Origin of the sequence: Thalassospira profundimaris, assembly GCF_003326675.1 — a bacterium.
In the GTDB taxonomy this organism is placed as follows: Bacteria; Pseudomonadota; Alphaproteobacteria; order Rhodospirillales; family Thalassospiraceae; genus Thalassospira; species Thalassospira aquimaris.
The window spans coordinates 1-13,289 of record NZ_JPWF01000019.1 but is presented as its reverse complement, the minus strand read 5'-3'; the positions used below and the strand labels follow the sequence as shown (position 1 = coordinate 13,289).

Below are 13,289 nucleotides of genomic sequence, written 5' to 3'. Positions count from 1 at the left end.
AAGCCTGCCCAAACAGCTCGAAATCAAGGCCGCCTGATCAGGCGGCCTTTTTCGTTGTATAAAGCTTCCCGCCACAACACGGCGCAGGCACGCCGGTCGTCCCCGGGAAACTGAGCGGCAAGCCCTGCAGATGGCGCACGGCCAGATAGCCAAAGCATTCCGCCTCGACCGCGTCCCCGTCCCAATCAAGTTCATCGACCGAACGCACCGGCACACCAAGACGGCTTGCCAGCGTTTCCATCACATATTGGTTGTGGCGCCCGCCACCACAGACAAACCAGCTTGTCGGTGCGACAGGCAAATGGTTTACGCCCGCCACAATGGCCGCCACCGTGCAATTGGCAAGGGTTGCGGCACCATCGGACACATTCAACTTGGCCTCGGCAACCAGACCATCAATACGGGCGGCCATATCTTCGCGATCAAGCGACTTTGGCGGCACGCGGTCAAAATACGGGTCTTCAAGGAACTTGATTTCAACCATCGGATTGCCAGTACCCGAGGCCGCCGTTGCCCCGTTCAAATCCACCGGATTTCCAGTGTGACGCAACATCCAGTCATCAAGGCGCGCATTGCCCGGACCGCAATCAAAGGCAAGGATATCATCACCCTCCCCGATCCAGGTAACATTCGAAACCCCGCCGATATTCAAAACCGCAACCGGCACGGACACACCGGCACTTTTCATCAAGGCTGCATGATAAACCGGGGCAAGTGGCGCACCTTCGCCGCCTGCTGCAACATCAGCCAGACGGAAATCGGCCACAACCGGAATGCCGGTTTTTTCGGCCAGCATATCAGGGGTTCCGATCTGACGGGTCAGGCCGCATGCCGGCTCATGAAACACGGTTTGCCCGTGAAAACCGATCACCCCGATATCGCCCGCCGACATTCCGGTTTTCTCAAGCAGCATGTTAACAGTATCAACATGCACCTGCGTCAAATCGTCGGCCACGACATGTTCGCTGTTGGTTGCACTGCGATTGCCAAAGCAGGCCCGCATCCGTTCGCGCAGTTCCGGCGCATAGGGCACAAAGACAGACTGATCAAGGCGACGCACTTCGACGCCATCGGTTTCAATCAGGGCCGCATCCACACCGTCAAGGGATGTCCCGCTCATCATACCGATTGCCGTTATCCAGCCTTGCGTCATGTCTTTCTCCGTCGCTTATTTATGGTTGTGAAAATGCAACCTAGGACAAAATTCTGGCGAAATCGTTACCATGATGGCAGATCTGCGCGCCGATGCGTTGCCCAGCACGTATTTTCTGTGCTAGATCATCGCCTCCGCCCGTTAGGCGGTTCGAATTTTCTATCACAACCAACATAGCGCAAAAACCATGACTGAACTGAAGTCTGATTTTCTCCGCGTCATGAATGACCGCGGTTACATCCACCAATGTACTGATCTTGAAGGCCTTGATGCCTATGCGTCGGAAAATACGGTGGTGTGCTATGTGGGTTATGACTGCACCGCAGACAGCCTGCATGTTGGATCACTTGTATCGATCATGATGCTGCGCTGGTTGCAGAAAACCGGGCATAAACCGATTGTCCTGATGGGCGCAGGTACGACGCGCGTTGGTGACCCGACCGGCCGCGATGATGCGCGCCCGGTTCTGACCGACGAAGTCATTGCCAACAACATGGCAGGCATCAAAAAGGTCTTCCAGCAGTTCCTGACTTTTGGCGAAGGCCCGACCGATGCGGTTATGGTCAACAATGCCGACTGGCTCGACAAGCTGAACTATATTGAATTCCTGCGTGATTTCGGTCGCCACTTCTCGGTCAACCGCATGCTGAGCTTTGACTCGGTCAAGCTGCGTCTGGAACGTGAACAGTCGCTGAGCTTCCTTGAGTTCAACTACATGATCCTTCAGGCCTATGACTTTGTTGAACTGAACCGCAACTATGGCTGCATGTTGCAGATGGGTGGTTCGGATCAGTGGGGCAACATTGTTAATGGTGTGGAACTGGGCCGTCGCGTTGACGAGAAATCCCTGTTTGGCCTGACCACGCCGCTGATGACCACGGCGTCCGGTGCGAAGATGGGCAAAACGGCTGCCGGTGCGGTGTGGCTGAACGAAGAACGCCTGTCGTCCTATGACTATTACCAGTTCTGGCGTAACACCGAAGATGCCGACGTCATCAAATTCATGCGACTGTTTACCGAAATGTCGCTTGAACAGATCGACGAGTACGTCAAGCTTGAAGGATCGCAGATCAACGAAGCCAAAAAGGTTCTGGCGTTCGAAGCCGTCAAGCTTTGCCGTGGCGAAGAAGCTGCCCTGACCGCGGCTGAAACCGCACGCAAAACCTTTGAAGAAGGTGTTCTTGCCGACGATCTTCCGACTGTTGAAGTTCCCAAGGCCGAACTTGATGCCGGTATCCCGGCCTTTGATCTGTTCCGTCGTGCCGAACTGGCCAATACCGGAGGCGAAGCACGCCGTCTGATCAAGGGAGGTGGTGCAAAGATCAATGACGAAAAAGTCAGCGATGAAAACGCCAACATCACCTCGGACGCCCTGAATGCCGATGGTGTGATCAAGGTTTCGGCAGGCAAAAAACGCCACGTTCTGATCAAACCGGTCTGATCACCAAAATACGTAAAAATCAAAAAAGCCCCGCAGCCATATGCTGCGGGGCTTTTGTTTTGGATGACCAGCCAGCCTTTGCTTAGCCCGGCTCCGCACCGGTAATCAGATTACGAAACACGCCGGGCACAAAGGTCGATAACGGATTAACCGAAACATCGGGATCAGCAAGATCACCTTCGACGGTGTAGGTCGGGGCAAAGATACCACCGCCCTCTTCCCCCACCAGCAGGTCACCCAGGATCGGGATCGCACCAAGGGCCGAGTTCAGGGCATAGATCGGCACAATCGAACCCGCCAGGCGGATTTCAGATTTTGCCAGATCAATTGATCCGTTTGCCGTAACACCAACCGCCGTGCCATTTGCCGCAACCTTCGACAGGGTCAGCACATCATTCACATAGGTGAAGTCACCATTAAGCTCGGCAAAGGCAATGCCGTTTCCTTGCAACACGTCACTTAACCCCGACAGTGATGCAGCACCCAAAACACGGGCAGCAATCGGGGCATTGACCACACGAAATTCGGTAAGATTGACTTTGCCCGCAAAGGGTTGAGCCACATCGCTTTCATCGACCACACCTTCAACCGACATATTCCCGCCCAGAAGGTTTTCATACATATCAAGGGCGCGCAGGAACTTGCCGGCATCTTCGGCTGTCAGGGTGACTTTGCGGGATGCGAAATCTTCGCGGCTGACCTGGGCAAAGACATTGGCCCGGTCGGCAAGTGCACCGTTCAGAACCAGACGATCCCATTCCTGCCCGACCACATGAATTGATCCTTTGACGTCACCAAACAGTTCGCCATTGGCCATGACCACCTGTTCGATGTTCAAAAAGATCTCGGTCGTACCGCCTTCGCGACTTGCCTGTTGTCCGATCCCGCCGCTATTGGGGGCCTTTGCATCTTTGACCTTATCGGGATCGGCATTTTCATCAGCAACAATCCAGGGTGTTGCAATCAGTTGCCGGGCGGTGATTTCGATTTCGCGATTACCATTTTCCTGACTAAAGGTGATCTTTCCGTCATTCAAAAGCGGATCAGAACCTTTAAGCAGGAACCCGGTCCCGGTCAGAGAGATCGCGACATTAAGGTCGTCGAGTTTGGTATCCTTGGCGTCGGCCGCGTTTAAGGCAGCCTTTTCTTCGATAATCGGGCGCAGATCAAACTGCGCGCCCTGCAAGTCAACCGTCAGCTTGTCATCATTGCCAAGGCGAATGGTGCCGGACAGGCCGGTATTTTCGCGGAAGCGGCTGCTATCAATTTCAAACGCCCATTGATCCGCAATCGGGTTATCCCCGCGCCAATTACCCTTGCCTGAAACCAGCAATGCAGGTGCTGAAACCGCAACGGAATTAAGCTTTCCACCACCGGCATAATTGACCGATACATCAAAGCTTGCCTTGGCTTCAACACCGGCCGCCTTGTTGTAATCCATCCCGTCGATTGGAATGAACAGGGCAACATCATCAAGCTTGACATCACCCTTAAGCCCGACCCGATCAGACATCACCTGAATATCGATCTTCCCCTTGCCCATTCCGGCAAGATAAGGCGCCACATCAAGTTCAACATCGGGCATCACCGCCAGATCAAGATCACCCGACAGGGAATAGTGGCTTCTGACTTTGGTCGCAGCGTCGAACCTTTCGACCCAGTTGATCGCTGTTTTGCCCTTGCCGACCGTCGCCGTACCGTTCAGTTCAAGCCCCTTGGTGTTGACCTGAAGTTCAAAACTGCCGTTCTTGATATCAAGTTCACGGAAAGCATTGGTGATATTGGCCTTTTCAATGCGGGATGCGGCGGCAACTTCAACATCGTCAAAGGTCACAGCACGCAACAACGGGAAGTGCAATTTGACACGGGTTGCCTGCTCACCACTGATCTGTGCCGGATCAATACCAAGACGGGTTGCGAAACCAAGTGGCTGTGCCTCGATCAAATCCAGCGCCTTGCGCGCACTGCCATTGGCGACAACTTCGATATCGGCCGAGGGGATCGGCTCATCCAGCTTGGTGAAAAGGATGCTGGCATCTGTCACGGTCAGACCATCGGCCTGCCCGCGATCAACGTAAATCCGGAAACTGGTGGCATCAAACTCGGCATGACCGCCGGCATCGACGACCTCGGGCATGTCACCAAGATAATGCACGGTAACGCCGGACATGGTCATCTGGCCACCCAGTGCATCCAGTGCCACCTCGCCCGCATCATCCTGATGCAGTTCGGTATGCATGGTCGCCTGATGAACGATACCCTCGGACAGATTGGTCACCACCCAGGTACGCGCGTCATCGCCAAGGGATTCCGGCCACAGACGATCCAGATCATTGGTCGCAACATTGGTCGCCAGGGCATCAAGATTGACCTGCCATTGCCCGAATGGATCAAGCACCACACCTTTGAATGTCGCACTGGCGTCCCCGACATTCAGCGTCACATCATCTAGACTGAACCGCCCGGGCACATAGCTTGTCACAATACGCCCATCGGTGACGCGATAAGTTGCACGCATTTCTTCGGGAAGGGATATGACACCACCGCCCACCACAAGATCGGTTGATGCAGATACCAGCGTGCCATCAACATCATATTTGGCATTAACCGCACCCGATACCGGTACATAGGCATCGCGCAACGGCTTGAAGATGTCGGAAATACTGACCAGATCGGAAAGATCAACCTCGCCAAGTTCAGCTTTGAGGTCAATTTCGCCGGAACTGGTGCTGTAATCCCCGCTGACACTGACACGGGTGGTCAATGCCCCGGCACTGACCTGTAATGATGCCTCGGCCCCGATACCCAATGGTTTACGCGACAAAAGGATGTCCGCCTGCGGGGCCGCCCAGACAACGCCAAGCTGCTCATCGCGCACCTGCAAATCGGCGTTTACAATCCCGAAGCTTTCGAAATATGCAGCAGCGGCAAAGTCCGTTCTTTCACCCGACAGGATCGCCACAACATCGCGCAGAATATCGAGACCGGATTGCTCGATCGGTGCGCCATCCTGTTGCGATGGCAATGGCTTTACCTCGGCCGCGGTATCGGTGCGCAACATTTCCGGATCGGCAGGCTCGGCGTTATTGCTGTCAGGAAGATCCATTGTGATGGATGCCCCGCGCCCGGTATCATAGGTTTGTTCGGTCGGGTTTGCAGACGCATCGCTTGATGCATCCCCTTCCGGTGCAGCATTTTCTGCAACATACCCGATATCAATCTGACCATCGGCGCGCCGTTCAAGACGGATGCGCGGCCCGATCAGGGTCATTTCACGCAGGGCAAGAACGCCTTCAAACAGGGCCTTGCTTGAAAACACAACGTCGGCCTCGGGGATGTGCAGCATTTCGCGATCATCCGCGCCAATGATCACAACATCGCGCAACCCGACATCGAATTTTTCCGCCCAGCCACGCCAGCGCAGAACCAGATCGCCAACCGAAAGTCGGCTGTCGCCCATCGATTTATTCAGATGATCAACGATATAGGGCGTAATCCGATGCAGAGACACAGGTTCCTGGGACAGTCGCCAGATGGTGACCGCCGCGAACACGCCAACAAACAGGACGATCGCCGACAAAATCAGCGCCAGCCATCCGGCAAAGCTTTTAACGAGGCGCACCCTTATTTACCCTGTCTTCCCGATATCATATGTCGCAATAGCACCGCCGCACATAGTCTGGCTGCCCTGCCTGCCCTGAAAGATGAAACAGACTTGGCCCAAAGTACCAGACACTTGTTGATCTATTCCCTTTTTGTCTGATCGCAGAAAAGCTACATAGAGACAGTCACCCTTGTGATCGGGGCTGCAATCTCCTTGCCAAGAGCATGCAATCAGGCACAAGTTTGTGCATAGCCCGGTTCGTTACCTTTTCGCAATACAAGGAACGCAAAAAGTGTCTCTTTCCTGGATTTCGCAGGACCTGCCCCAACCCTTTGATGCCGAACGTGTTGCCAATGCTTTTGAACGTTGGAACATATTAGGAGAACGTCCGGCATTCGAAAATCTTGCATCCAAAATTGGCGATATTGCGTCCAACCCGGAAAGCAAAGCCGTTCTGGCGGCACTTTTTGGCAACAGCCCCTATCTGACCAACCTGTGTCTGCGTGATCCAGACATCGTGTGCGATGTGTTTGATAACGGGCTTGACCATGCCTTTGCCGCAGCCCTTGAACCGGTGCGCACCAGTGCGGACGCCCGTGATCTTGATCAGGCAACCACCATGACCGTTGTGCGCAAGGCCAAGCGCCGTGCGGCACTGGTGATCGCAATGGCCGATATCTGCAAGGCATGGTCACTTGATAAAATCACCGCCGCCATCAGCGAGACTGCCGAAACCACCCTTGATTTCGCCATCGCCCATTGCCTGTGTGCCATGGCGCGGCAACGCAAATATGATTTGCCCAATCCTGAAAACCCGCTGGAAGGATCGGGCATTTTTGCCATCGGCATGGGTAAACTGGGCGCGTGCGAGCTGAATTATTCCTCCGATATCGATTTGATTTTCCTGTATGATCAGGATGTTGTGACCTATCTCGACCCGGATCGCCTGCAACAGGACCTTGTCCGTATGGTGCGTGACATCACGCGCGTGATGGAAGAACGCACAGGCGATGGTTACGTTTTCAGAACCGACTTGCGTCTGCGTCCCGACCCGGCGTCAACTCCGCCGATCCTGTCGATGATTGCGGCTGAAACCTATTACGAAACGGTGGGCCAGAACTGGGAACGTGCGGCCATGATCAAGGCCCGCATCGTTGGCGGGGATCGCAAGGCCGGACAGGAATTTCTGGAAATCCTGCGCCCGTTTGTCTGGCGCAAGCATCTTGATTTCCTTGCCATTCAGGACATCCATTCGATCAAGCGCCAGATCAATGCCCATAAGGGCGGCAGCAAGATCAACATTCCCGGCCATAACATCAAACTGGGCCGTGGCGGCATTCGCGAGATCGAGTTTTTCGCCCAGACACAGCAATTGATCTGGGGCGGGCGCGAAGTGGCCCTGCGTGGCAAGGCGACCTGCGATACCCTGCGCGCACTGACCAAGTTCGGACAGGTTTCCGAAGAAGTCCGTGACGAGATGCTGGCAGCTTATGAGTTTCTACGCACGGTCGAACATCGCCTGCAAATGATCAATGATCAGCAGACCCAGACCCTTCCGGATACCGATGATGGCCTGACCGCGCTTGCGACATTCCTTGGCTACGCGACGCTTGATGCGTTCAAGGCCGATCTGTTGCTTCATCTGCGCAATGTTGAAAACAATTACGCCGAACTGTTTGAAGATGACACCCCCCTGACCGGTGACAGCACAACAGGCAATCTGGTCTTTACCGGCACCGAAGACGATCCCGATACGCTTTCAAATCTGCGCGAAATGGGATTTGAGAATGCCGAGAATGTATCGGTCACAGTGCGCGGTTGGCATCATGGGCGCTATCGCGCCACCCGGTCACGCCGGGCCCGTGAAATTCTGACAGAACTGATGCCGACCTTGTTGGGCGCGCTTTCAAAAACCACCAACCCGGATATGGCGTTCCGTGCCTTTGACGAATTCCTGAAAGGCCTGCCTGCCGGGGTACAGTTATTCTCGCTGTTTACGGCCCATCCGGAATTGCTTGAACTTCTGGCCCAGATTGCGGGAACCGCTCCGCGCATGGCCAAATATATCGGGCGCAATGCATCGGTGCTTGATTTCGTTTTGATGTCGGGTTTCCACGAACAGCTTCCCGATGCGGATGCGATGCTGGCCGAGCTTGATGCCCGCCTGTCACGTGAAGACATGGTCGAAGACTGGCTTGATGCGGCTCGACGCTGGGCCAATGATCAGAAATTCCAGATTGATGTTCAGACCATTCAAAACCGCCAAACCCCGCACGAAGCCGGTCGTGCCCTTGCCGATGTTGCCGACGTTGCCATTCGCGCCCTGTTCCCGCGTATTGCCAATGACTTTGCCGCCAAGCACGGGGAATTCAAGGATGGCGGGCTTGCGGTCTTTGCGCTTGGCAAACATGGCGGGCAGGAGCTTTCGCCCGGATCGGACCTTGATATGGTCTTTATCTATGATGTCCCGGACGAGGCAGAAGAATCCGATGGTGAAAAGCCGCTGACACCCGGACATTATTTCATCCGGCTCAGCCAACGCTATATCAACGCCCTTTCGGCCCCGACCGCCGAAGGTGTCTTGTTTGAAACCGACCTTCGTCTGCGGCCCAGTGGATCAAAAGGTCCGCTTGCCACCCATTTCAAAAGTTTCGCGACCTATCAGAACGAAGAAGCATGGACGTGGGAACATATGGCATTGACCCGCCTGCGCGCGGTTTATGGCCCCAAATCCCTGTGCGACAAGGTTCTTGCCACCACCAATGCCGTTTTGTGCAAGGAACGCGATCCGGATCAGCTGGTGCGTGCCGTCTTTGACATGCGCAATCGCATGGATGCGGGCAAAGGTGACAACCATCCCTGGGCGATCAAGATGCGCCGGGGCGGATTGGTCGATCTGGAATTCATCGCGCAATATCTGCAATTGCGTCATGCGCACCAGCACAGTGACATTCTGTCGCCGACCACCCGCGAAGTTTTCAAAAAGCTTGGCGCAGCCGGCATCCTTGAAACCGGGGAGGCAGAATTCCTTGCCAATGCCGGATCATTCTGGCTGGCGCTTCAGGCGATGTTGCGCCTGACCACAGAGGGGCCGTTTGATCCCGAACGCGCCAGCACGGACTTGCAACAGATGATGGCACGGGCCGGAAAGTGTGATGACTTCGCCGCCTTACAGGAAAAGATCGAAGCCACCGCAACCCGGATCAAGGCGATCTATGACCGGATCATTACCGAACCGGCGGAAAAGATCACGCCGCCCGAAGAAGCCCATTAAATTTGATCACGATATGAACGGCATACTGATCCAGTCCGCCTTGCCATCCTTATAAAGGATTGTATTTTCAGTGCGAACCGGATCGCATAGCGACACAAAAAGACAAAGGATGGAACATGACACTTGAAGTAGGTGACAAGGCCCCCGATTTCGAACTGCCGACCGATGGCGATAACAGCGTCAAGCTGTCTGATCTGGCAGGAAAACCGGTGGTGATCTATTTCTATCCCAAGGACATGACACCGGGCTGCACGACGGAGTCCTGCGAATTTCGGGATGCCGAACCGGATTTCGGCGCAGTCAATGCCCAGATCATCGGCATTTCCAAAGACAGCGTTGCCCGCCACGACAAGTTCAAGGCCAAGCATGACCTGAACTTCATTCTGGCATCTGATGAAAACGGCACCGTTTGTGAAGATTTCGGCGTTTGGACCGAGAAAAGCATGTATGGCAAAAAATACATGGGCATCGAACGATCGACCTTTGTCATTGATGGCAATGGCGTCGTGCGCAACGCATGGCGCAAGGTCAAAGTCAAAGGTCACGTCGCCGAAGTTCTGGACGCTGTACGCGCACTTTGATTGACCAGTGCTACTGATCTTTAAGATCATTCAAAGGCCCGGCAACTATTTGTCGGGCCTTGTGTTTTTCGGGATATGCGTGACTTTGAAACTTAACGGGAATGTTGCCGGATATGCCCGTTACTGCACATTGATTTGGTTGCCTTGGCTTACATGTCAGGATAAGAATTTACATATGGGAGTATGGGTGAAGATCAACTTCCCCCGTTAATAGATAACCAACCGGCGTGCCGGCAAAGCAGGTAATACAATGAACAAGAATGTTGTTGATCTCGACGATCAGATGCTTGCGGATTTTCGCGATGAAGCAAATGACATCATCAATTCGATTGACGTTCATCTGCAAAATGCGCGCGGCAAAAGCGATCCTGTGCATTTGACCGCCATCCAGCGCGAAGTCTTCAATCTGCGATACAAGGGCAAGTCGGTTGCAGCCCCGCTGATCAACCTGACCAGTCATCGTCTGGCCGATTATGTCACCACCTGCAAGGAACTGAATGAAGGTTCCATCGAAGATATTCAGGCCTTTGTCGACAAAATCCAAAGCCTGCTTGAAGGTGACATGACCGCAGGTGGCACCGATACCGCCGAGTTCGTGCGCGAACTGCCGTCCAAACGTGCGCCCGACATTGATCCGAACTGGCTTAAAAAAGCCAATGTCGAAGCATTGCTGGTAATCCCGCAGCGTTCGATGGCAACCATTCTTGAACGTGAACTGGCAGCTTGCGGTTATCGCAGCTCGGTCACGCAAACCTCGTTCGAGGCGATTGAACTTGCCGTGCGTACCCGTCCGGATTTCATCATCGTTGCCAAAACCATTGATGAACTCAGTGGCGTCGATCTTGCCAATGCCCTGCAAGCCATGCCGAAGACCCGCGCCATTCCGACCGCGGTTTTGACATCAGACGCGCCGAACCATCCGTCCTTGCAGGATCTTCCGTGCCGTACCGCGATCATTCGCAAGGGCAATGCGTTTGGCGAAGATCTGGCCGAGGCACTGGCGCGGTTCAACATCACGTAATGGCGGCAACCCCGTAACGGCAAAATATTTATGAGGGCGGCCCGTGATTTCACAGGCCGCCCTTTTCTTTGCCCATTGACCACATCCCCTGCAGATGGCAGACAAAGCCGATCTGAAAATCATTCTGAAAACCGGGCCGCCATGACCAAGCTTACCCTCGCCGAAGCAGCAAAACGTGCGCTTTTGACCCAGGATGCCACAGAGAAGGCCGATGTTACGGCCGAACTTGCGGCAATGTGGCGCAATGGCGAGATCACCGAAGTCGGATCGACTGATCTGCCCGACCGTCCCGGCCGCCCGGCCAAGCCGGAACTTCTGGCGCCCAACAAAATGCCCAAACGCAAAAAAGGCAGCGTTCAGGGCCGCATCGGGCTTTTGCATGCACTTGCCCATATCGAACTTAATGCCATCGATCTGGCGTGGGATTTGTGCGTACGTTTTCCCGAAGCCGACATGCCGCGTGATTTCCACGATGCATGGGTACAGGTCGCCGATGACGAGGCGCGGCATTTCAAAATGATCAACAAGCGCCTTGGCGAGATGGACGCAACTTATGGCGATCTGCCTGCCCATGATGGCCTGTGGCAGACGTCAATGGATACGGCATATGACATCCTGCCACGTCTTGCCGTGGTGCCGATGGTGTTTGAGGCCCGCGGCCTTGATGCCACACCGCCAACCATTGAACGGCTTTTGGCGCATGGGGATACCGAAAGTGCCCGTATCCTTAAAATCATCGCCCATGATGAAATTGCCCATGTAGCTGCGGGGCGCAAATATTATGAATATGTCTGTGATCAGCGCGATCTGCCCTATTACACCACCTGGCATGACATGCTGCGCAAACATTTCCGCGGCCCATTGAAACCGCCGTTTAACGATGAAGCCCGTTACGAGGCGGGGATGCCGCCGGACTATTATCAGGATTATGTTCTGGAACTGCCCGAAGAAGCAGCCGACCTTTAGGTCCCCTTCCTTCTTAAGGTTTTTAAAATTTGACCCAGCGCAATGCGTGCAAAGGTCTTCATCACTAGTCTTTTGACGAGAATCAGAGGGCCGCGACAAGGCGGCTATTTTTGCATTCCGTCAGGAGGCACCACCATGCCACGCATTATGAAGGCCGCCGTCGTTCGCGAGTTTGGCAAACCGCTTTCCATCGAAGAAGTCACCGTCCCCAAAGTTTCCGCTGGCAAGATACTGGTAAAGATCGAAGCATCGGGTGTTTGTCACACCGACCTTCATGCCGCCGAGGGTGACTGGCCGGTCAAACCAAATCCCCCGTTCATTCCGGGCCATGAAGGTGTCGGCATCGTCGCCGAAGTTGGCGAAGGTGTGACATCGGTCAAGGAAGGGGATCGGGTTGGCGTGCCGTGGCTGCATTCGGCCTGCGGTCATTGCCATCATTGCATAACAGGTTGGGAAACCCTGTGTGGCGAACAGCTTAATACCGGCTATTCCGTCAATGGCGGCTTTGCCGAATATGTTCTGGCTGATCCGAACTATATCGGGCATCTGCCAAAGGCACTTGAATTTGGCAATGCTGCCCCGGTTCTGTGTGCCGGTGTCACCGTCTATAAGGGCCTGAAGGAAACCGAATGCAAACCCGGTGAAACCGTTGTGATTTCCGGGATCGGCGGCCTTGGTCACATGGCTGTGCAATATGCCAAGGCCATGGGCATGAAGGTGATTGCTGTTGATATCGCCGAGGACAAACTGAAACTTGCCCGTGATCTCGGTGCGGACTGGACATTGAATGCCGCCGAAACCGATGTCATTGCCGAAGTGCAAAAGCAAATGGGTGGTGCAAACGGCGTTCTGGTAACGGCAGTCTCGCGGGCCGCATTCAAACAGGGTGTTGGCATGTTGGGCCGTGGTGGCACCATGTCGCTGGTGGGACTTCCGCCCGGAACGTTCGAGCTTGATATCTTTGATACGGTTCTGTCAGCCAAAACCATTCGCGGGTCCATCGTCGGCACGCGTGCCGACCTTCAGGAGGCGCTGGAATTTGCAGGCGACGGCAAAGTGCATTCGCACTTCACCACTGAACCAATGGAAAACATCAATTCGATCTTTGATCGCATGCGTGATGGCAAGATCGACGGCCGCATCGTGATGTCGATCTGATCACGACCTATGTCGCCAGAACCGTAAAAGGCTGCCAAATGGCAGCCTTTTATTTTCGCGCTGTCTCGTCCTGAAATACGTTGTCACCTTT

At 54.5% G+C, this 13,289-nt stretch carries 8 protein-coding genes; 6 read left to right on the top strand and 2 right to left on the bottom strand.

The window, feature by feature from the left end; genetic code table 11:
• Positions 1-37 precede the first annotated feature (37 nt).
• Positions 38-1,153 carry an anhydro-N-acetylmuramic acid kinase gene (locus TH19_RS19910; RefSeq protein WP_114104117.1) on the bottom strand — a complete coding sequence of 372 codons (1,116 nt, stop codon included), beginning with the start codon at positions 1,151-1,153 and terminating at the stop codon, positions 38-40.
• A gap of 187 nt (positions 1,154-1,340) precedes the next feature.
• Between TH19_RS19910 and tyrS the strand changes: the two genes are divergently transcribed.
• Positions 1,341-2,594 carry a tyrosine--tRNA ligase gene (gene tyrS / locus TH19_RS19905; RefSeq protein WP_114104116.1) on the top strand — a complete coding sequence of 418 codons (1,254 nt, stop codon included), beginning with the start codon at positions 1,341-1,343 and terminating at the stop codon, positions 2,592-2,594.
• 82 nt (positions 2,595-2,676) lie between these two features.
• Here the strand turns inward: tyrS and TH19_RS19900 are convergent, their stop codons facing one another.
• Entirely contained in the window at positions 2,677-6,216 is a 3,540-nt protein-coding gene (locus TH19_RS19900; protein WP_114104115.1) for a YhdP family protein, read from the bottom strand.
• A 274-nt stretch (positions 6,217-6,490) separates the two neighbouring features.
• Between TH19_RS19900 and TH19_RS19895 the strand changes: the two genes are divergently transcribed.
• The 5 genes from TH19_RS19895 to adhP all read left to right on the top strand — a co-directional run bounded on the left by TH19_RS19895 (position 6,491) and on the right by adhP (position 13,198).
• Positions 6,491-9,472: a bifunctional [glutamine synthetase] adenylyltransferase/[glutamine synthetase]-adenylyl-L-tyrosine phosphorylase gene (locus tag TH19_RS19895; RefSeq protein WP_114104114.1), complete on the top strand. Its 2,982-nt coding sequence runs from the start codon at positions 6,491-6,493 to the stop codon at positions 9,470-9,472.
• A gap of 116 nt (positions 9,473-9,588) precedes the next feature.
• Positions 9,589-10,053 (top strand): thioredoxin-dependent thiol peroxidase, encoded by a 465-nt coding sequence (gene bcp, locus TH19_RS19890; protein ID WP_114104113.1) that lies wholly within the window; start codon positions 9,589-9,591, stop codon positions 10,051-10,053.
• A gap of 250 nt (positions 10,054-10,303) precedes the next feature.
• Positions 10,304-11,074 (top strand): response regulator, encoded by a 771-nt coding sequence (locus TH19_RS19885; protein WP_114104112.1) that lies wholly within the window; start codon positions 10,304-10,306, stop codon positions 11,072-11,074.
• 141 nt (positions 11,075-11,215) lie between these two features.
• Entirely contained in the window at positions 11,216-12,040 is an 825-nt protein-coding gene (locus tag TH19_RS19880; protein WP_114104111.1) for a ferritin-like domain-containing protein, read from the top strand.
• 135 nt (positions 12,041-12,175) lie between these two features.
• On the top strand, positions 12,176-13,198 hold the full coding sequence (gene adhP / locus TH19_RS19875) for an alcohol dehydrogenase AdhP (protein ID WP_114104110.1): 1,023 nt from the start codon (positions 12,176-12,178) through the stop codon (positions 13,196-13,198).
• Positions 13,199-13,289: the final 91 nt, after the last annotated feature.

Coding starts and splice junctions, on each gene's coding strand:
- adhP (WP_114104110.1), top strand. CDS start 12,176: ATGCCACGCATTATGAAGGCCGCCGTCGTTCGCGAGTTTGGCAAACCG.
- TH19_RS19910 (WP_114104117.1), bottom strand. CDS start 1,153: ATGACGCAAGGCTGGATAACGGCAATCGGTATGATGAGCGGGACATCC.
- bcp (WP_114104113.1), top strand. CDS start 9,589: ATGACACTTGAAGTAGGTGACAAGGCCCCCGATTTCGAACTGCCGACC.
- TH19_RS19880 (WP_114104111.1), top strand. CDS start 11,216: ATGACCAAGCTTACCCTCGCCGAAGCAGCAAAACGTGCGCTTTTGACC.
- TH19_RS19885 (WP_114104112.1), top strand. CDS start 10,304: ATGAACAAGAATGTTGTTGATCTCGACGATCAGATGCTTGCGGATTTT.
- tyrS (WP_114104116.1), top strand. CDS start 1,341: ATGACTGAACTGAAGTCTGATTTTCTCCGCGTCATGAATGACCGCGGT.